Below are 19,599 nucleotides of genomic sequence, written 5' to 3'. Positions count from 1 at the left end.
CACGTGGTTGAGCAGGGCGGGGGCCGGCGGACGGGTCACCGCTCGCGCAGCGCGCGGCCGACCTCGTGCAGGTGGGCCATCGCCTGCCGGTACGACTCGACCAGCCCGGTCTCCGCGTACGCGATGCCCTGCTCGGCGCAGTACGCCCGGACGATCGGCCGCGCCCGCCGCAGGTTGGCCCGGGGCATGTTCGGGAAGAGGTGGTGCTCGATCTGGTAGTTCAGCGCGCCGAGCGCCACGTCCACGAACCGGCCGCCCCGCACGTTGCGCGAGGTCAGCACCTGCTTGCGCAGGAAGTCGAGGTCGTCGTCGGCGGACGGCATCGGCATGCCCTTGTGGTTGGGGGCGAACGCGCAGCCCATGTAGAGCCCCCAGAGACCCTGGTGCACGGCGACGAAGAGCAGCGCCTTCCCCGGCGACATGACGGCGAAGAGCAGCCCGAGGTAGCCGACCGCGTGCGCGCCGAGCAGAAGCGCCTCGACCGCCCGGTGCCGGATCGGGGTGGTCCACCGCCCGCCCGGCTCCCGGCCGGCCAGCGCCCGGACGCTCGCCACGTGCAGCCACAGCCCCTCGAGCAGCAGCATCGGGAAGAAGAACCACGCCTGCCGGGCGGCCAGCCAGCGGCCGAAACCGCGGGTCGCCGCCGCCTGCTCGTACGTCCAGACCAGGGCGCCCGCCCCGACGTCCGGGTCCTCGTCCTCGTGGTTGGGGTTGGCGTGGTGCCGGTTGTGCTTGTCGACCCACCAGCCGTAGCTGGTCCCGACGGCGAGGTTCCCGGCGATCAGCCCGGCCGCCTCGCTGTGGCCGCGCCGGCGGAACATCTGCCGGTGCCCCGCGTCGTGGCCGAGGAACGCCACCTGGGTGGTGGCCACCGCCATCCCGACCGCGACGAGCAGCTGAGCCCAGGAGTCGCCGACCGCGACCAGCACCACCCAGCCGGCCAGAAAACCACCGAGAGTGAGCGCGATTCGCACCGCGTACCCGCCCGGGCGACGGGCGAGGAGGCCGGCCTCGGCGACCCGCCGGGACAACCCTGCGTAGTCACTGCCCCGCCGTGCCGGTGGTTCTGTCAGCGTCGGAGTGGTCATCTGCGCTCCCCGTTCCTCGGTCGTGTGCCACGCCCGGTGGCGCGGCCGCCGTACCGAGTCTGGTCGGCGCGGTTGCGCTGAGTAATCCTGCTCGCCCCCGAGGTGGGGGTAAGGCAGACCCTACCCTCAGCTCATCCTGGCGACCACTGTTCGTAACCGTGCCAGGTCCCGCCGGCGCCGCTCGTAGGTCGCGGCGAGCGCGATCAGCGCCAGCCCGCCGAGGCCCAGATAGATCCACCGGGGCAGCAGGTCCCAGCCGCGGGCCAGCTCGTGCAGCGCGAGCGGGACCAGGGTGGCCGCCCCCAGCAGGACCGGCGCCTGCCAGCGCCGGGCCGCCCCGGCGAGCACCGCGCCGAGCGCGACGACGCCGAGCGCCAGCCGCCGCCACGGCTGCGGATCCACCGCCACCAGCACCGAGACCAGGCTGGGCAGCAGCGCCGCGGCCAGCCCCGGGCCGAGCGCCAGCCAGCTGTTCAGTCCGGCCCGGGTACGCAGCGCCACCAGGCCGGCGGCGAGGGCCAGCCCGGCCGCCGGCACCGTGTACGCCTCCAGCAGCACCACCCCACCGGCGGCCAGCAGCAGCCACCCGCCGAGCAGTTCGCTGCCGCCGGCGATGCCGGCGAGGACCCAGCGCCGGGAGGTGGCTTCGCCCCGCCGCAGCACCCGGAGCGCCACGGCCGCGCCCCAGAGCGCGCAGATCGCCGCCGCGTGCCGCAGCGCGCCGCCGGTCAGCAGCAGCGCCAGCACCGCGACCGCCTGCGCGGCCGCCTCCAGCGCCACCCCGAGCGCCGGCCCCCGCCCGGTCGCCTTCTGCCCGGCCCGGCCGGCACCGGTCGCGGCCTCCGGACCGGTTGCGCCCTGGCCTGCGGAGCCGGTGGCGGCCTGGCTCGCGGGGCCGGCCGCAGCCTGGCTCGCGGGGCCGGCGGCGGCCTCGCGGGCGGCGAGGGTCGGCGCGGCGAACAGGACCAGCACCGCCACCACCAGCACTCCGAAGGCGGCGGTACGCAGCGGCAGCCCGCCGGCCAGCGCCCCGGTCACCGCGAAGCCGGCCGCCGCCAGCACGCCCGACAGCCAGCCGGCCAGCCGGGTGTCGGCGTGCCGCCCGACCGCGCCGACGACGGCCGCCGCCACGACCAGCGCACCCAGTCCGGCGAGCGTCCCGGCCCGGGTGGCGAGCAGCCCGCCCAGCCCCGGGGCGGCCACCGCCAGCCCGACCGGCAGCGTGACCGCGGGCAGGGGCGGGCGCGGCACGGCGAGCGCCGCGACCAGCAGCGCGGCCAGCCCGACGCCGAACGCCACCGCCGGCGCCGTCGGCCAGGGCGCGCCGGCCGCCACCAGCAGCACCGGCAGCCCGACCGCGCCGAACGGCAGCCCGGCCAGCGCCGGCATCCACCGCCCGCCGCGCACGATCCGGGCGTACGCCGCCGCGGCGGCCCCGAGCAGCAGCAGGGTCAGGCCGGTGCCCGCGGCGCCCGGCACCCGGTCGACGGCGGGCACCCCGGACCAGGGCGGGACCGGCAGGTCGACGAGCACCCGCAGGGTGACCGGCGCGACGGCGAGCAGCGCCAGCCCGGACAGTCCCGCCCCGACCAGGCGCGGGGCGACGCCCGGCCGGGCACCCCCGCCGACGGCCAGCGCCGCCAGCACGCCCAGCGTGGCGTAGAGCGACACCCGCTCGTCCCCCGGTACGACCAGCGGCGCGGCCCCGACCAGCGCGAGCGCGGCGGCGAACCCGGTCGAGGCGTACCCGAGCAGGTCCGGCCACTGTCGACGGACGGCGAGGACCGCGACCACCAGCACCCCGACGGCGGCGAACGCCCCGCGCAGCTGCCACCAGGACGGCGCCCCGGCGGCGATCAGCCCGACCGCCACCGCCGCCGGCACGGCGAGCACCGCCGCGCCCAGCGCCACCCCGCCGACGGCCGGCTGGACGCCGGCGCCCCGCCGGCCCCGGGCCGCGACCAGGGCGCCGGCCACGACCACGACGGCCAGCGCCGCTCCCGCCCCGCCGGGGTCGGCCAGCCCGACCAGCAGCCCGTGACCGAGCAGGACGGCCCCGCCTAGGGTCGGGACGAGCACGGTCGCGGACCGCCGGCGCGGCCGGAGGACGGCGAAGGCCAGCAGCGCGGTGGCGGCCAGCAGGTCGGCCGCCACCACCACCGGCCACGGCGTGGGCGCGGCCGCCGGGGCGGCCAGCACGGCCAGCGCCCCGCCCACCACCGCGACGACCGGCCGGGCGGCCCGGGGCAGCAGCAGGGCCACCGCCGCCGCGGTCAGCACCACGGCCACCGGCAGCTGCCACCCCCAGTGCGGCGCCGGCCCGGCGGCGGCGCCCCGCCACGGCGGCAGCGACCGGAGGACCGCACCGCCCGCGAGCACCACCGTGACCAGCGTGGCCACCTGCGCGAGCCCACCGGCCACCACCAGCGCCCCGACCCGTGGCCCGGTGCGCAGCCGCGCGGGCAGCGCGGCGACCGCCCCGGCCAGGACGGCCGCCACCGACCCGGCCGCGACCAGCAGCAGCCCCGGGCGCAGCTCGGCCACCGGCCGGAGCAGCGCGGTGGCGAGCACCGGCACCAGCAGCCCGGCCGCGACCACCCGGTACGCCCGGCCGCCGGCCGCCAGCGCCCCGCCGAGCAGGGCGAGCGCCACCAGCAGCAGCGGACCGCCGGCCAGCAGCGGGGTGCCGGCGGCCCGACCCCAGGCCAGCGGCACCAGCGCGCAGCCGGCCGCGACGGCGAGCGCCACCCCGTGGCCGAGCCAGCCGAGCACCCGCCCGGCGACCACCGCCGGGGTGCCGACGAGGACGCCCGCCCGCACCGGTGAGGTAGCGGGCGAGACCCGGGGACGCAGGGCGACCACCACCACGAGGTCGCCCAGCGCCACCCCGGTGCAGACCAGCGCCCACCCGGCGGCGGACGGCCGGGCCGCCGCCGCGGCCAGGGGCAGCACCGGCTGCGCGGCCAGCAGCGCCGCGAACCACGGCACGGTCAGCCGGCTCAGCCGCGCGTACCCGGCCGACACCGCCGCGCCGATCCCCCCGACCAGCGCGGCGTACCGGGTTCCCGGCCAGCCGGCCACGCCGAACAGGTCCACCGTCCAGGCGGCGTACCCGTCCAGGAGCACCAGCAGCAGCCCCACCGCGGCGAACGTCTCGGCCGTGCCACGCAGCCCACGCCGGGTCGCGACCAGCGGCACGGCCAGCGCGAGCACGGTGACCGCGGCCAGGATCAGCGCCCGCCCGGCCACCCCGACGGCCGCCCAGGCGACGGCGGTGAAGACGATCGCCGCGGTGCCGAGGAGGAGTCCACCGAGGACGAAGAGCAGGCCCTGCACCGTCCGGGTCGAGGTCTCCGGCCGGCCCGGCCCGACCACGACCGGCGCCGGCGGGACCGGGACGGGTCGCACCGGCTGCGGCGGCGGGATCTCCAGGCGGATCCGGGCGGCCAGCTCCGACCGGCGCTGCCGGGCCGAGCCCAGCCGGGCCAGCAGGTCCTGGTACGTCACCCGGGCCCGCTCCACCTCCGGGGCCAGCGTGGCGATCTCCCGGTCCAGCCGGACCACCTCGGCGGCGGGCGGGTACGGCGGGCGATTGCAGCCGGGACAGCCGGAGGCGAGGTCGGCGGGCGCGCCGCAGCCGGGGCAGGGGTAGCCGGTGTTCTCCACCCGGACAGCATGGTGCCCGGGCGGCCGGCCGCCCAGAGTAGGAGTACCTAGGGGCGGGTGTGCTCGTGCACCCAGGCCGCGTAGTCGGGGTTGCCGCTCTCCACCCGGGTCACCAGGATCTCCGGCACCTCGTACGGATGGTTGGCGCGGAGCTGGTCGACCAGGGCGGTCACCCGGTCCGGGGCGGTCTTGAACTGCAGCGTCCACTCGGCGGTGGTCTGGATCGCCGACTGCCACCAGTAGGTGCTGTCCAACTGCCCGCCGACCTGGGCGCACGCCGCCAACCGCCCGGCGACGGCCGCAGCCGCCAGCACGTCCGCGACCGAGCGCGCGTCCACCACCGTCGTCACCACGCAGATCTGCTCCACGAGCGCACCCTACGTGGCGTTCCTCCGAAAAGCCTGGAACGGGGTCCGGTCAGGCGCCGACCCCGTCGCGGTTGGCCGCGATCCAGCCGTCGATCCGGGCCCACCAGTCGAAGAGCCAGTCGATGCGTTCCTGCCGGTCGACCGGGACCTCCTCGGGCGGCACCGACCAGAACCGCATCACGATCCGCTTGTCCATCGGCAGCTCCCGCCACACGTCGGTGACGGTGAGCATGCGGTCCAGCCCGGTGTGCGCGACGAAGACGACCCCGGCGTCCGGGGCGGCGTCCAGGGCGGCCAACAGCCCGCCCGGCTGCGGGGCGAGCACGTTCTGCATCCGCTCGGCGCGCAGCGCCATCCGCTCCAGCCCCAGCGCGCGCAGCCGGGCGATGGCCCGCAGCCGCCGGCTCGGGGTGAAGTTGCCGCCCTCCGGGAAGATCACGAACGCGTCGTCGTCGTCCAGGCCGGTGGCCAGGTGGCCGATCTGTGCGACCGTCGTGTCCCGGCCGTCCGGCCCGGGGGCGATGAACCGGTTCGGCAGCCGGTTGAGCAGCACGTCGATCGCCGGGTCCCACTGGAGACTCTCCTTGAGCACGATCCGCGGCTCCCGATGGAACCAGTTCACCAGCGCGTGGATCAGGATGAAGGAGTCACCGGGGCCGGCGTGCCGGCAGAGCACCAGCTCCGGCCGGCCGGGCAGCGCGGTGTCGGGGTCCGTACCGACCACGTCGATGCTCAGTCGCAGCGTCCAGCGGGCCTGCCAGAACAGCACCCGCAGGAAGTGCCCGGCCAGCAGGTAGTGCGCCCGCTGGAAGGCCGGCGACCGCTTGCGCGTGCCGAAGCCCGACGCCAGCCAGAGCCCGAACAGGGCGACCAGCGCGGCGGCGTCCCAGACCAGGTAGACCGCGCCGATCCAGAGCAGCCGCAGCGGTCGCAGCCGGCCGGGGACCAGCGGCGAGGCGGCCAGCGCGACCAGCGCCCAGGCGGGCAGGGTGGCCACCACCGCAGCGGCGAGCAGCACCACGCCGGGAGCCAGCAGCAACCGGCGTACCCACCGGGGCGGCAGCGGCATCAGTGCTCCAGCTGGGTCGCCAGGTAGTGCCGGGAGGCGGTGTACGCCCGGCTGATCCGCCGGCCCACCGCCGCCATGTCCCGGTACGCCCACGGGCTGTCGTCGCGGGGGCTTCCGCCGCCGGTCGGCAGCACGTGCACCTCCACCCCGTCGGGCAGGGCCGCCATCTCCCGGGCGAACCGGTGCCGCCGGGCGACCTCGAAGGCGACCTGGGCGATCTCCCAGGGCCGCCGGGGCGGGCTCAGCTCCCGCTCGATCCGTCCCACCTGGAGGACGAAGATCCGGGTGGCGCCGGCGGCGACCGCCTCCCCGATCGGGATCGAGTTCACGATCCCGCCGTCGATGTAGTGCTGGCCGTTTATCTGGGTGGGCGGCAGCAGCCCGGGCACCGACGCGGAGGCGAGCACCGCGGGCACCAGCGGTCCACTGTGGAACCAGTGCTCGGCGGCCCGTTCGATGTTCGCCGCGCAGCAGCGGAACGGGACCCTCAGGTCTTCGAAGGTGGTGTCCTCGCCCAACTCGCTCTCCAGCAGCCGGCGCAGCGGCCGGGGCGAGTGCAGGTGGGTGCGCGCGGCGAAGCGGCGCAGCTGCCGGGCGACCGAGTCGCCGTACACCTCGCTGGCCTCGGGGGAGGCCCAGAGCCGGACCAGCCGGTCGGTGACGGCCTCGGACGGGTCGGCCGCGACCAGGGCGCCGTTGACCGCCCCGATCGAGGTGCCCAGCACCATGTCCGGCCGGATCCGGGCCCGGAACAGCGCCCGGAGCATGCCGACCTCGACGGCGCCGAGCACTCCCCCGCCGCCGAGCACGAACGCCACCGGACCGCCACTCATGACGTTCATCCTGGCACGCGGCCCGAAACGGGCCCGGCGGAGCCGGCCGGCGGCCGCGCGCGGTCACCGCGGGCCGCGCCGACGTCGCGGAGCGCGACCAGGGAACGGACAGCCGTCGACAGGCCGGACACGTTCCCGCAAAGCTGACGGCCGCGGTGGACCGGCTCCGCGCCAAGATCGGGGAGCGGCAGCGCGAGGGGCGCATCGCACCCGGGTACGCCCGTCAGCTCGACGCCGCGGCCGCCGGGCTGACCGCGGCGCGGACGGCACCGGTCAGCGGGCCGTGACCCGGGCCGGCTCCCGCGCCCCGGGGCCGACGGCCCGGTCCGCGAGGAAGCTCCGGTACACCGCCTCGTAGCCGCGGGCCATCCGCTCCACCGAGAAGTTCTCCGCGACGTGCGCCACGCAGTCGGCCGGGTCCAACCGGGACGACTCGCGCAGCGCCGCCGGCAGCTCGTCGGGCCGGTCGCAGACCAGGCCGGTCCGGCCCGGGCGGACCAGCTCCGGCACAGCGCCCCGGCGCAGCGCCACCACCGGCGTACCGGTCGCCATCGCCTCCAGCATCACCATGCCGAACGGCTCCTCCCACTGGATCGGCATGATCAGGCAGCGGGCGTCGAGCAGCAGCCGCTGGGTGGCCTCCCGGTCCGCGTTCAGCACCAGCGTCACGTCCTCGTCCAGCAGGGGCTCGACCACCTGCTCGAGGTAGCGGCGCTCGGCCGGCTCGTTGCACTTGCCGGCCAGGGTGAGCGGAAGGTCGGCCGCCCGGCAGGCCCGGATCGCCACCTCCGGGCCCTTGTCCGGGCTGAACCGGGCGAGCCAGAGCACCGGCCCCCGACCGGGTGTCCGCTTGCTCGGAACGTCCCGCGCCGGCATCGCGTTGTGCACCGTGCCCGCCCAGGGCAGCCCCGGGTTGGCCCGCCGCTGGGCGTGCGAGATGGCCACCAGACCGACGTCCTGGTCGATGTCGCTGAGCACCTCGCCGTACTCGCCCACCGGGTTGCCGTGCACGGTCGCCACGGTGGGCACCGCCCGATGGCCGGCGATCAGCGGCCCGATGTTGGTGTGGTCGTGGATCACGTCGAAATCGGCGGCGGAGATCAGCCGGTTGACCCGGGCCAGGTGGGCCAGCTCGGGCAGCGCCTCGCCGAGCCGCTCGTACTGCAGCACGGGCTCGGTGGAGACGAACTCCGCGCCGGTGCCGTGGTCCGCGCCGGCGCCGAACAGGGTCACCTCGTGACCTTCCCCGACGAGGCCGTCCACCAGCCCGGCCACCACGTGTTCCAGCCCGCCGTAACCGGGTGGCGGCACCGACAGCCAGGGCGGCGCCACCATCGCGATCCGCAGTGGCCCTGCCCGCGAGCGGTCCGACGACAGGTTGTTCACGGCCACGAGTCCTCCCCGTTGGTCCCCGACGATGGTGATCGGCGGCGCTTTCCCGGTGCCGGCGGCGGCAAACGGCGGCCCGGCCTCATCCGGCGACGACGAGCCGCTCGTGCACCTCCCGGACGCCCGGCATCGACCAGGCCACCCGTTCCGCCTCGTCCCGCTGCCACCAGGAGCGGACCACCCCGCTCAGCACCACGGTGTCCCCGCTGACCTCGATGTCGACACGTTCCGTGCCGGTCCGCCGGATCAGCGCCCGTTGCAGGTCCCGGCGGATCTGTTCGTCGCTGAGCGGGCTGGGCGGGTGGACCTCCACCAGGTTCGTCACCCCGCGTACGCCGCGCAGCCGGCGCAGCTCCCGTTCCGCGGTACGCCGCTGGAAGCCGTACTCCACCTCGCCGCGGAGCATCACCCAGCCGTTGGCGACCGTGACGTCCAGCCGCTCGGCGGGCACGAAGCTGTCCCACTCCAGCGCCCGGCCGGCCGCGATGGCGATCTCCGCGTCGGTGCGCTCGTCCGTGCCGGGCAGGCGTACCTCGATCTCGCTGGCGACCGCCCGCACCCCGCGTACCCGGTGGGCGCAGCGCTCGGCAGCCCAGCGGCGGGCGTAGCTGTCCACCCAGCCGGTGAGCGTGACCACGCCCGCGGCGACCGTCACGCCGATCTCGGTCGGCCGCGTCTGCGCGTCCCAGTCGAGCTCGTCGAGCACGTCCCGCTGGATCTCCGGATCGGTGCGGGCGGCGGTTGCGGTGGTCATCACGTCCCCTCCCCTACGGTTCCCGTCCGTCGAGGATGCCGCCGGGCGGGGTGAGCCGGGCTCACCCGATGCGGGTGAGCGGGTACGGAAAAGGCGGCGGGCGACGGAGCCAACCCCCTTGGCTCCGTCACCCGCCGTCTGGCGGAGGAAGGTCCGTATCCCCGCGCCTTCTCGGCGCGTCAATCCCTTATGACGTCTCGGCGAGCGTCACGGTTGCCGTCTGTGCCGATCCGTTCCGCTTGAACTGCACCTCGACCCGGTCGCCCACCTTGCCGGACTGGACGGCGCCCACCAGGTCGTTGGAGTCGTTGATCACCTTGTCGCCGAACTTGGTGATCACGTCGCCCCGCTGGAGCCCGGCCTTCTCGGCGGCGCTGCCCGGGGTGACCGCGGCGACCAGCGCCCCGCCGTCCTCGGCGGCGTTGACGCTGACCCCGAGCGAGGGGTGGCTGACCTTCTCGCCGCGCTGGAGCTTCTCGGCGACGTCCTTCGCCTTGTTGCTCGGGATGGCGAAGCCGACGCCGATGTTGCCGTTGCTGCCCTGCCCGGCGGTGGCGATCGCGGTGTTGATGCCGATCACCTCGCCCCGGGTGTTGACCAGCGCGCCGCCGGAGTTGCCCGGGTTGATCGGGGCGTCGGTCTGGAGCAGGCCGGAGATCGAGCTGGCGGCCCGCTGCGGGTCCTGCTGCTGGCCCTCGCTGCCCGCCTGGATGGTCCGGTCCCGGGCGCTGAGGATGCCCGCGGTGACCGAGCCCTGCAGGCCGAGCGGGCTGCCCAGGGCGAGCACCTGGTCGCCGACCTGCATCCCGTCGCTGTCGCCGAACTTCGCCGCCTTCAGCCCGCTGACCCCGCCGGCCTTGACCACCGCCAGGTCGGTCTTCGGGTCGGTGCCGACGATCTTCGCCTGTGCGGTCTTGCCGTCGGCGAAGACCACCTTCACCGTGTCGCCGCTGGCGGAGGCGACCACGTGGTTGTTGGTCAGCACGTAACCGTCGGCGCTGAGGATCACCCCGGAGCCCTCACCGTTGTCCGTGATGATCGAGACCACGCTGTCCTGGACGGCGGCGGCGATCTTCGGCAGGTCCGCGCTGTTGAGCACGGGCGCCGCCGAGTAGGTGCGGGTGACCCCGCCGTCCCCGTCGAGGGCCAGGGCGAGCGCGCCGCCGGCCACACCGGAGCCGAACATCAGCGCCAGCACCAGCGCGCCCGCGCCGACGAACTTGCCCGCCCGGCTCGGCCGGGCGGCCGGCGCCGGGCCCCACGGCGGGACCGGCTGTCCCGGGTGGTGCGGCTGGTAGGGCTGGTGCCCCTGGTACGGCGGGACCGGCCCGCCGGCGTGCGGGTAGCCCGTACCGCCCTGATGCGGCGTCCCGGCGGGCCAGCCGGTCTGCTGCTGCCCGCCGTACCAGGGCGTACCCGGCTGCGGCTGCCCGGAGACCGGGTGCTGCGGCTGCCCGGAGACCGGGTGCTGCGGCTGCCCGGAGACCGGGTACGGCGGGGCGGACGGGGTCGCCGCGGGCGGACCGTACGGGCTCGCGGGGGCCGGGGTCGCCGGCCGGCCGGCGGCGGTGGGGTCGGGCGCTGCGGCGGCGGTGGTTCCGGCGGCCGGGGAGTCGGCCGGAACCGGCGCGTCGGCCGGCGGTGTGGAGTCGGACTGCCCGCGCTCGACGGGGGGCAGCTCGGCGGTGGAATGCGACGGCTCGGCGTCGGCGGGAGCCGGCGACCGCTGTGGGTCGGTCTCGTACTCGGTCATGGAACCACCTTCTCCCCTGGCACTGCGACCAGCCTGGAACGTGCCTGAATGTTTTCTGAAAGTCAGTCGGCCTCGTCCGGGGCGTCCGGCAGCAGCGGCAGCTTGACCCGGAAGGTCGCCCCGCCGCCCGGCGTCTCGGCCACCTCGACGGTGCCGTGGTGGGCGCCGACCAGCGCCGCGACGATGGCCAGCCCGAGTCCGGTGCTGGTGACCCCGGTGGCCCGCCGGGTCCGCGCCGCGTCGGCCCGGTAGAACCGCTCGAAGACCCGCTCGGCCTGTTCCGGGGTCAGCCCCGGGCCGGTGTCCGCAACCTCCACCACGGCCAGGTTGCCCGGCTGGGTACGCAACCGCAGGGTCACCGAGGCGTCCGGCGGCGTGTGGGTCAGCGCGTTGGTCATCAGGTTGCCGATCACCTGGCGCAGCCGGGCGTCGTCACCGTGCACCAGCAGCGTGCCGGCGCCCGGCTCGATGTCCAGCTCGATCCGGCGGTCCGGGGCGACCGCCCGGGCGGCCTGCACCGCGTCGCTCGCCAGCACCGGCAGCTCCACCGGGGCCAGGGTGATCGGCCGCTCCCGGTCCAACCGGGCGAGCAGCAGCAGGTCCTCCACCAGCAGCCCCATCCGGGCCGCCTCGTCCTCGATCCGGCGCAGCAGGCCGGCGGTCTGCTCCGGCGCGCGGGCCGCACCCTGGCGGTACAGCTCGGCGAAGCCCCGGATGGTGGTCAGCGGGGTACGCAGCTCGTGCGAGGCGTCCGCGACGAACTGCCGCATCCGCTCCTCGGAGCGCCGGGCCCGCGCCTCGGAGGCCTGCGCCGCCGCCGCCGCGTCCCGGGCGCTGACCTCGGCGCTGCGGGCCGCCGTCTCGGAGGCGGCGCGGGCGGTGAAGGCCGCCTCGATCTGGGCCAGCATGGCGTTCAGCGCGCGGGAGAGCCGGCCCAGCTCGGAGGTCGGGCAGGGCCGCCCCTCCTCCGGGTCGGGCACCCGCCGGGTGAGATCGCCCCCGGCGATGGCCGCCGCGGTCCGTTCGATCTCGACGAGCGGTTTCAGGCTGGTCCGGACGATCGCCGCGCCCACCGAGGCGAGCAGGATCAGCACCGCCCCGCCGACCAGCAGGTCGATCCAGACGAGCTGCTTGACGGCCAGGTCGACGTCGACCATGTTCTGCCCGACGGCGATGAACTGGTCGTCGTTCAGCCGCTTGACCATGACCCGCCAGCGCAGATGCTTGTCCGCGGCGTCGGTGGTGAACGCCTGCTGGTCGGCGTGCTGCTCGTACCAGGAGAACTGGTTGAGCGAACCGGGCAGGTCCTCCGGCACCAGGGACTTGTCGTAGACGATCTGGCCCCGGCCGGTGCTCCGGCTGGCGGTGACCACCATGTAGTCGCTCGGCAGGCTGCTCGTCGTGGCATCGGTGGGCATCGTCTGCTGGGCCCGGTCCAGGTACGAGTCCAGCTCGCTGTCGACCCGGCCCACCAGGTAGCTCTGCAGGAAGAAGGCGGTCAGCAGGCTGATCACCACCAGGGCCGCCGCCACCAGGGCCAGGACCGAGGCGACCAGCTTTATCCGCAGCGGTACGCTCCGCAGCCGTCCCTTCGCCTGCTCGACGACGCTCACGCCGCCGGCTTGCGCAGCACGTACCCCACCCCGCGCAGGGTGTGGATCAGGCGGGGCTGGGTGTTGTCGACCTTGCGCCGCAGGTACGAGATGTAGGACTCGACGATGTTGTCGTCGCCCCGGAAGTCGTAGTTCCACACGTGGTCGAGGATCTGCGCCTTGGAGAGCACCCGGTTGGCGTTCAGCATCAGGTAGCGCAGCAGCTTGAACTCGGTCGGCGACAGCTGCACCCGCTGGCCGGCCCGGTGCACCTCGTGGGTCTCCTCGTCCAGCTCCAGGTCGGCGAAGGTGAGCCGGGACGGCGCCTGCTCCCCGGTGGCGGTGCGCCGCAGCACGGCCCGGATCCGGGCGGTCAGCTCCTCCAGGCTGAACGGCTTGGTGACGTAGTCGTCCCCGCCCAGGGTCAGCCCGCGGATCTTGTCGTCGGTGGCGTCCCGCGCGGTGAGGAAGACCACCGGGGTACGGGTGCCGCCCTCGCGGAGCATCCGGATGACCTCGAAGCCGTCCAGGTCGGGCAGCATCACGTCGAGCACCACCAGGTCGGGCCGGTGGTCCTTGGCGGCGTGCAGCGCCGCGCTGCCGCTGGTCGCGGTGGCCACGTCGAAGCCCGCGAAGCGCAGGCTCGCGGAGAGCAGTTCGAGGATGTTCGGGTCGTCCTCGACGACGAGCAGTCGGGCCTCGGTCTGGGTAGCCACCATGTGGCCCATCATCCGCGCTCTCGCTGCGGCCCCGCTGGGCGCTTCCTGGAAACAACCTGTGAGCCTGGGTCCCCGGCCCGCCGGGCCGGGGACGGCCGTCAGCGGAGCAGCCGGCGCAGCCCGTCCAGCGCCCCGTCCAGCACCCGGATCGCGGTCCGCAGCTTGCTGTCGCTGAGCCGGCCGGCGCGGACCAGCGCGCCGACCTCGACGGTGAACTCGGCGAGCCGCTGGTCGAACTCGGCGAGCAGCGGCGACTCGCCCGGCGGCGGCGTGCCGTTGGTGGCCGGCCGGGTCGGCGGGGGCTCCCACCGGGCCGCCCGGCTCTGCCGGGTCTGCCGGGTCGCCTCGCGCAGTTCGCGCTTGAGGTCACGCACCGAGCCGCGTACCTCGGTCTGGATCTCGCCGGCCAGGGCGGAGAGGTCCTCGACGGAGGCGGTGATGTCCGATTCCAGGGTGGCCAGCTCACCGGCGCGCTGCCGCAGCTCCGCCCGGCCCGCGTCGGTGATCTCGTAGACCTTGCGGCCGCCGGCGGCGGTGTGGGTGACCAGGCCCTCGACCTCCAGCCGTTGCAGGCGGGGGTAGATGGTGCCGGCGCTCGGCGCGTACAGACCGAGGAAGCGGTCCTCCAGCAACCGGATCAGCTCGTAGCCGTGCCGGGGGCCGTCGTCGAGGAGCTTGAGCAGGTAGAGCCGGAGCCGCCCGTGACTGAACACGGCGGTCACGGTAGTTCCTCCTCGTCGACCTCGTCGGTCTCGTCGACCGGCCGGGCCAGCAGCGCGATGCTGCCCGACGTCGCGGACGCCCAGAGCTTACCCTCGCCCGCGCCGAGGACGCCGTGGCTGTCCTTGGTCGCGCCGAGCCCGGCGTCGCCGCGTACCTGCGGGAAGCCGCTGGTGATCCGGCCGGAGGTGGTGTGCAGGTGGACGGCGAGGTCGCTGTCCTCGCGGACCCGGACGGTGACGCTGCCGGAGATGGTGCTGAGCCGGATCTCGCTGCGCCGCGGGTTGTCCAGGTCGCAGGTGATCGCCCCGGAGACGGTGTGCGCGTGCACCCGACCGGCCGCGCTGTCGGCGAGGATGACCTCGCCGGAGACGGTCTCCATGGTCAGGTCGCCGGCGACTCCGAGCGCCTCCACCGGGCCGGAGATGATCTTCGCGGCGGTCCGCCCGCGCAGCCCCATCAGGGTGATCTGCCCGGAGGTGACGTCCACCTGGGTCTCCCGGCGCAGGCCGGAGGCGACCAGCGAGCCGTCGATCAGGCGCAGGTCGGCCAGCACGTCGGCCGGTACGGCGATGGACACCTCGGCCCGGAACCGGCGGCCGAGCTGACCGAGCCACCAGAGGAACCCCGGCCAGCGCGGGATCCGCTCGTGGCCGACGTGCAGCCGCCCGTCCCGGTGCTCCACGACGACCGGCCGCCGGCTGACCCGGGTGACGTCGACCCGGGCGGGCCCGTCGGTGCCGACCACGTTGAGCCGGCCGGTGATCAGGCGTACCTCGAGCCGGGTGACCGGCTCGTCCAGAGTGATCCGCTGCGGGCTGTCGACCGTCCAGCTGGCCATGGCGTCCTCCCCTCGGTGACGTACCGATTCCCGGTACGTCGAGCGACGAGGAGAGCCTAACGCGATACATCGCGACGTATCAAGACTGTCCCGAGTCGGGGATCCGTCAGGCCGCCAGGTCCAACCCCCGCACCGGCACGGGCGGGGCCGGGCGCCGGGCGGGGACCAGGTGCACCGCCGACTCGGCGGCCCGGGCCAGCAGAAGGCGGTCCGCGTCCACGGCCGGGTGCAGCGCCGCGGTCACCGCCACCGACAGGGTCAGGTCGCGGGCCGCCAGCACCCGGCGTAACGAGTCCCAGAGGGTCTCGTCGCCGAGGAAGGCGGCCGCCGTCGTCGCCGTGCCGGTCGCGCCGTACCGGTAGCCGATCCGCAGCGGCACCACTGGCGCCCCCGCGTCCACCGCCGCCTGGAACATGGCCGGCCGGAAACCCCGGCCCGGCCGGCAGTCGGCCGCCTCGCCGCACCAGGTGGTCCCCTCGGGGAAGACCGCGACCGGGTGACCGGCGCGCAGCGCGGCCGCGACCCGGCCCACCGCGGCCGGCAACTCGCGGGGGCGCGCCCGGTCCACGAAGACCGTGCCGGCCGCGGCGGCGAGCTGGCCCACCAGCGGCCAGGCCCGCACCTCCCGCTTCGCCAGCATCCGGGCCGGCGCGACGGCCAACACGGCGAGGACGTCCAGCCAGGAGACGTGGTTGGCGACCAGCAGGGCCCGTCGGCGGGGCAGCCGACCCCGGACCACCAGCCGGATGCCGAGGGCCCGCAGCGTCCCCCGGGCCCAGCCGCGCACCGCGGCGTCCCGCTCCCGGGCGGGCAGGACCGCGAGCAGGCCGGCCAGGCCGACCCCGAGCACGAGCATGCCGAGTACGCCCACCAGCCGGCCCGCCCGCCGCAGGGCCGGCACGGTCTGCTCCACCGCGAGCGGCAGGCATTCCGGGCCGCAGCCGGAGGCCGGCCGCCAGAGATCGTCGGCCGTCACGGCTGCTCCCCGCCGAGGAAGTGGCGCAGGTGACGGGGGTTCATCCGGTCCAGCGAGAAGAGCACGTAGAAGTCGGCGACCCCGAAGTCCGGGTCGTACGCCGGCTCGCCGCAGACCCAGGCGCCCAGCCGGAGGTACCCGCGCAGCAGCGGCGGGACCAGCGCGCGCCGCTCGGCGGGCGAGAGGGTCGCCGGATCGACGGCGACCGGCGCCTCGGCCGACCACGGGCGCAGCGGGCGGACCCGCAGCGGCGGCGGCGCCAGGTGCCCGGCCCGGACCTGCGCCCACACCTCGGCCGCGGCCGTCCCGCCGTCGGCCACCGGCACCGAGGCGCAGCCGCCCAGCCAGCGGGACCCGCGCAGGTGCAGGTACCGGGTGATGCCGGCCCACATCAGGTTGATCACCGCGCCGGACCGGTGGTCCGGGTGCACGCAGGACCGGCCGGCCTCGACCAGGTCGCCGCGGAGCGGGTCGAGCGCGGCCAGGTCGAACTCGCCCTCGGCGTACCGGCGGTCGGTGCGCCCCGGCGGCAGCAGGCGGTAGGTGCCGACCACCTCGCCGGTGCCCTCCCGCAGCACCACCAGGTGGTCGCAGTGGGCGTCGAACTCGTCGCTGTCCAGCCCGGCGGCACCGGGGTGGAGGGTCGCCCCGAGCTCGGTGGCGAACACCTGGTGGCGCAGACGTTGCGCAGCCGCGACCAGGGTCGGGTCGTCGGCGATCAGCAGGGTGTATCCGCTGGTCGTGAGGGGTGCGCCAGCGGCGTGCAGAACGGCCATGGGTATCTGTGTAAGGGCCTCGGGTTGCCGGCTGCGGGGGTGAGGGGTGTCGATCCGGTGAACGCCAACCGGCGCTCTGGTCCCCGGGTTCGCCTGCGGCGGGCCGCCGCCGACCGTCGCCGGGCCGGTGTCGGCCGGTGTCGGCCGGTGTCGGCCGGTGCGGCGGGGGCGGCAACGGCGTGCGAGGCTGCCCGGGCGGCGCCGGTGACGCGGCCGGAGCCCGGACCAGCCCGGAGGACGTACATGATCATCCAGTCGCGCTTCAACGGCCCGCCCGGCTCGGGCAACGGCGGCTGGAGTGCCGGGGTCTTCGCGGCGGCGCTCGACGACCGCGGCCCGGTGGAGGTCACGCTGCGCCGACCGCCGCCACTGGAGACCCCGCTGCACCAGGTCGACGGGGAGATCCGCGACCCGGACGGCGAGGTCGTCGCGCAGGTACGCCCGGTCGAGCCGTTCGCCGCCGTGGTCCCCGCGGTGGACCGGGCGACCGCGGCGACCGCCGCCCGGGAGTACCCCGGTCTGGTGGATCACCCGTTCCCCGGCTGCTACGTCTGCGGCCCGGCGAACCCGGACGGGCTGCGGATCTTCCCCGGCCGGCTGCCGGACGGGCGGACCGCGGCGCCGTTCCGCGCGCCGGAGCGGGTGGTCCCGGCGACGGTCTGGGCCGCGCTGGACTGCCCCGGCGGTTGGGCGGTCATCGCGCCCGGCCGCCCGTACGTCCTCGGCCGGATCGCCGCGGTGGTCGCCGCGCTGCCCGCGCCGGGTGACGAGTGCGTGGTGACCGGGGCGATGGTCGGCGCCGAGGGGCGCAAGGCGGAGGTGCACTCCAGCCTGTACGGCCCGGACGGCGCCCTGCTCGGCCATGCCCGGGCGACCTGGATCGCGCTGCCGCCGGCCTGACGTCTCCTCCCTGGGGATGATCACCTCCTGCCCAGGAGGGAGACGGGACTACGGACAGCGCCTGATTGACCTGCTTGCGCCGCCTTGCCACGCTGTGCCCGGCGCCCGCCGCAACGGCGTCCCACCGGCGCGCCCGCGCGTCGTGGCAGGAGAGGAGAACGATGTCCGACGGGCAGTGGAGCCCCAGCGCCGGGACCGGCCAGATCGTGGTGTCCGGACTGAGCAAGCAGTACAAGAACGTCCGGGCGGTGGATGACCTGTCCTTCACCGTCGAACCGGGGCGGGTGACCGGCTTCCTCGGCCCGAACGGCGCCGGCAAGACGACCACGCTGCGCATGCTGCTGAACCTGGTCGCCCCGACGGCCGGCACGGCGACCATCGGCGGCCGGCGGTACACCGACCTGGCCGACCCGCTGCGCTCGGTGGGCGCGGTGCTGGAGGCCTCCAGCGCGCACAAGGGCCGCACCGGCATCAACCACCTGCGGGTGATCTGCGCGGCGGCGGGGCTGCCCCGCCGGCGGGCCGACGAGGCGCTCGCCCTGGTCGGGCTCGCCCCGGCGGCGAAGCGCAAGTTCAAGGGCTACTCGCTGGGCATGAAGCAGCGGCTCGGCATCGCCGCCGCGATGCTCGGCGACCCGCAGGTGCTGATCCTGGACGAGCCGGCGAACGGCCTCGACCCGGAGGGCATCCGGTGGATGCGCGGCTTCCTCAAGGGGCTGGCCGCCCAGGGCCGGACCGTGCTGGTCTCCAGCCACCTGCTGTCGGAGATGCAGTTGCTCGCCGACGACGTGGTGATCATCGCGGCCGGCAAGCTGATCCGGCAGGGTCCGGTGGACCAGGTGATCGGCTCGATGGCGCACGGCACCCGGGTGCGGGTCCGCACCCCGCAGGCGGCCGAGCTGACCGCCGCGCTGCACGAACAGGCGGCGACCGTGGACACCGACGAGCACGGCACGCTGCTGGTCGCCGGGGTGGACGCGCCCACCGTGGGCCGGATCGCGCTGGCCGCCAAGGTGGAGCTGCACGAGCTGACCACCGAACGCCCCGACCTCGAAGGGGTCTTCCTCGAACTGACGGCCGGAAAGGCGGACATCCGATGAACCTGGTCCGATCCGAGCTGCTCAAGATCCGTACGACCAACACCTGGTGGCTCTTCGGCATCGGCGCGCTGGTCACCCTGGCGCTGGCGTTCCTGGTGAACGCGGTGAACGCCGACATCAGCCTGACCGGCGGGCAGGACCTTGAGGGGGTGCCGGCGGACCAGGCCGAGCAGATCCGGGCCACCGCCAGCGAGGTCTACCAGGCGGCCAACCTGTTCACCTCGGGGCAGTACTTCGGGCTGCTCTTCGTGCTGCTGCTCGGCATCATCGTGGTGACCAACGAGTTCTACCACCAGACCGCGACGACGACCTTCCTCACCACCCCGCAGCGGACCATGGTGGTCGCGGCGAAGCTGGTCACGGCGACGCTGTTCGGCGCGCTGTTCTGGCTGGTCACCACCCTGCTGACCATTCCGGCGACGCTGATCTACTTCGGCGTCCAGGGCTGGGACGCCCACTTCGGGTCGTGGGACGTGACCCGGGCGATCCTGCTCAACCTGCTCGCGTACGTGCTCTGGGGGATCTTCGGGGTCGGCTTCGGCGTGCTGATCCGCAGCCAGATCGGCGCGACCATCACGGCCGTGGTGCTGTACCTGGTCGGCACGACCGCGGCGAACCTGATCTTCTTCCTGCTCCGGCAGTGGCTCGAGTGGGACTGGATCAGCAAGCTGGCGGTGATCGTCCCGTCCACCGCGTCGACGCTGATGATCAGCGGCACCGAGCTGCCGGGCAACCCGCCGCAGTGGGTGGGCGCCGCGGTGCTCATCGGGTACGCGGTGGTGACCGGCGCCATCGGCACCATGATCATGCGCCGGCGGGACATCGCCTGACCGGTACGACGACGGCCCCCGGGGCGGTGACGCAACCTCACCGGCCGGGGGCCGTTCCGCGTCTAGCAGGAGACGACCGGGCAGGCAGCGTTTGCCGAACTTCTGGCATCTTCTGTGAAACGGACCACCAGCCGGAGGCGAGAATGCCTGCGGCATTCCTACGGCGTAGCCTGGGACCCGTCTCCCGTGCAGCCCCTATTCGGGCACGGCGGACACCGCGTGACA

Annotated in this window: 17 protein-coding genes and 2 pseudogenes; 4 read left to right on the top strand and 15 right to left on the bottom strand. The window is 75.3% G+C overall.

Annotated features, from left to right (window positions below):
• Positions 1-35: 35 nt before the first annotated feature.
• The 5 genes from ACFOYX_RS21175 to ACFOYX_RS21155 all read right to left on the bottom strand — a co-directional run bounded on the left by ACFOYX_RS21175 (position 36) and on the right by ACFOYX_RS21155 (position 7,024).
• Positions 36-1,088, bottom strand: a complete 1,053-nt coding sequence (locus ACFOYX_RS21175; RefSeq protein ID WP_322441298.1) for an acyl-CoA desaturase — start codon at positions 1,086-1,088, stop codon at positions 36-38.
• Between the two features lie 126 nt (positions 1,089-1,214).
• Positions 1,215-4,754 carry an SCO7613 C-terminal domain-containing membrane protein gene (locus tag ACFOYX_RS21170; RefSeq protein WP_322441297.1) on the bottom strand — a complete coding sequence of 1,180 codons (3,540 nt, stop codon included), beginning with the start codon at positions 4,752-4,754 and terminating at the stop codon, positions 1,215-1,217.
• Positions 4,755-4,801: 47 nt separating this feature from the next.
• Positions 4,802-5,122 (bottom strand): divalent-cation tolerance protein CutA, encoded by a 321-nt coding sequence (cutA, locus tag ACFOYX_RS21165; protein ID WP_109805013.1) that lies wholly within the window; start codon positions 5,120-5,122, stop codon positions 4,802-4,804.
• 49 nt (positions 5,123-5,171) lie between these two features.
• Positions 5,172-6,191: a 1-acyl-sn-glycerol-3-phosphate acyltransferase gene (locus tag ACFOYX_RS21160; RefSeq protein WP_322441296.1), complete on the bottom strand. Its 1,020-nt coding sequence runs from the start codon at positions 6,189-6,191 to the stop codon at positions 5,172-5,174.
• Entirely contained in the window at positions 6,191-7,024 is an 834-nt protein-coding gene (locus ACFOYX_RS21155; protein WP_109805011.1) for a patatin-like phospholipase family protein, read from the bottom strand. Before ACFOYX_RS21155 ends, ACFOYX_RS21160 begins: the two co-directional genes overlap by 1 nt.
• Before the next feature lie 155 nt (positions 7,025-7,179).
• Here ACFOYX_RS21155 and ACFOYX_RS21150 point away from each other — a divergent pair, with 155 nt between their 5' ends.
• Positions 7,180-7,311, top strand: coding sequence for a hypothetical protein (locus ACFOYX_RS21150; protein ID WP_322441295.1), 132 nt, complete (start codon positions 7,180-7,182; stop codon positions 7,309-7,311).
• Here ACFOYX_RS21150 and ACFOYX_RS21145 read toward each other — a convergent pair.
• From ACFOYX_RS21145 to ACFOYX_RS21100, 10 genes and pseudogenes are all read right to left on the bottom strand, one after another.
• Positions 7,298-8,359: a glycosyltransferase family 4 protein gene (locus ACFOYX_RS21145; protein ID WP_322441333.1), complete on the bottom strand. Its 1,062-nt coding sequence runs from the start codon at positions 8,357-8,359 to the stop codon at positions 7,298-7,300. The genes ACFOYX_RS21150 and ACFOYX_RS21145 overlap by 14 nt on opposite strands.
• A 136-nt stretch (positions 8,360-8,495) precedes the next feature.
• A complete protein-coding gene (locus ACFOYX_RS21140; RefSeq protein WP_322441294.1) occupies positions 8,496-9,167 on the bottom strand; it encodes a BON domain-containing protein in 672 nt (223 codons plus the stop codon).
• Between the two features lie 187 nt (positions 9,168-9,354).
• Positions 9,355-10,920 carry a trypsin-like peptidase domain-containing protein gene (locus ACFOYX_RS21135; RefSeq protein WP_322475096.1) on the bottom strand — a complete coding sequence of 522 codons (1,566 nt, stop codon included), beginning with the start codon at positions 10,918-10,920 and terminating at the stop codon, positions 9,355-9,357.
• A 62-nt stretch (positions 10,921-10,982) separates the two neighbouring features.
• Positions 10,983-12,095, bottom strand: a pseudogene (locus ACFOYX_RS21130) (ATP-binding protein); the annotation flags it as partial.
• Positions 12,096-12,376: 281 nt separating this feature from the next.
• Positions 12,377-12,533, bottom strand: a pseudogene (locus ACFOYX_RS21125) (two-component sensor histidine kinase); the annotation flags it as partial.
• Entirely contained in the window at positions 12,530-13,231 is a 702-nt protein-coding gene (locus tag ACFOYX_RS21120) for a response regulator transcription factor (protein WP_109800454.1), read from the bottom strand. The pseudogene ACFOYX_RS21125 and the gene ACFOYX_RS21120, both read right to left, overlap by 4 nt.
• A gap of 98 nt (positions 13,232-13,329) precedes the next feature.
• Positions 13,330-13,953, bottom strand: coding sequence for a PadR family transcriptional regulator (locus ACFOYX_RS21115; protein WP_322441292.1), 624 nt, complete (start codon positions 13,951-13,953; stop codon positions 13,330-13,332).
• Complete coding sequence (locus ACFOYX_RS21110; protein ID WP_322441291.1) at positions 13,950-14,792, bottom strand: DUF4097 family beta strand repeat-containing protein; 843 nt, start codon at positions 14,790-14,792, stop codon at positions 13,950-13,952. The genes ACFOYX_RS21115 and ACFOYX_RS21110 overlap by 4 nt, the downstream gene beginning before the upstream one ends.
• A gap of 106 nt (positions 14,793-14,898) precedes the next feature.
• A complete protein-coding gene (locus ACFOYX_RS21105) occupies positions 14,899-15,768 on the bottom strand; it encodes a lysophospholipid acyltransferase family protein (protein ID WP_322441290.1) in 870 nt (289 codons plus the stop codon).
• Entirely contained in the window at positions 15,765-16,544 is a 780-nt protein-coding gene (locus ACFOYX_RS21100; RefSeq protein ID WP_322441289.1) for a GNAT family N-acyltransferase, read from the bottom strand. Before ACFOYX_RS21100 ends, ACFOYX_RS21105 begins: the two co-directional genes overlap by 4 nt.
• A gap of 243 nt (positions 16,545-16,787) precedes the next feature.
• Here ACFOYX_RS21100 and ACFOYX_RS21095 point away from each other — a divergent pair, with 243 nt between their 5' ends.
• From ACFOYX_RS21095 to ACFOYX_RS21085, 3 genes are all read left to right on the top strand, one after another.
• Complete coding sequence (locus ACFOYX_RS21095) at positions 16,788-17,444, top strand: hypothetical protein (protein ID WP_322441288.1); 657 nt, start codon at positions 16,788-16,790, stop codon at positions 17,442-17,444.
• Positions 17,445-17,605: 161 nt separating this feature from the next.
• Positions 17,606-18,544, top strand: a complete 939-nt coding sequence (locus ACFOYX_RS21090; protein WP_322441287.1) for an ABC transporter ATP-binding protein — start codon at positions 17,606-17,608, stop codon at positions 18,542-18,544.
• Entirely contained in the window at positions 18,541-19,374 is an 834-nt protein-coding gene (locus ACFOYX_RS21085; protein WP_322441286.1) for an ABC transporter permease subunit, read from the top strand. Before ACFOYX_RS21090 ends, ACFOYX_RS21085 begins: the two co-directional genes overlap by 4 nt.
• Positions 19,375-19,599 lie beyond the last annotated feature (225 nt).

Origin of the sequence: Micromonospora sp. GCM10011541 (assembly GCF_042650725.1) — a bacterium.
Taxonomy (GTDB): Bacteria; Actinomycetota; Actinomycetes; order Mycobacteriales; family Micromonosporaceae; genus Micromonospora; species Micromonospora sicca.
The sequence above is the reverse complement of the archived record's forward strand: the minus strand, read 5'-3'. Positions and strand labels throughout refer to the sequence as shown.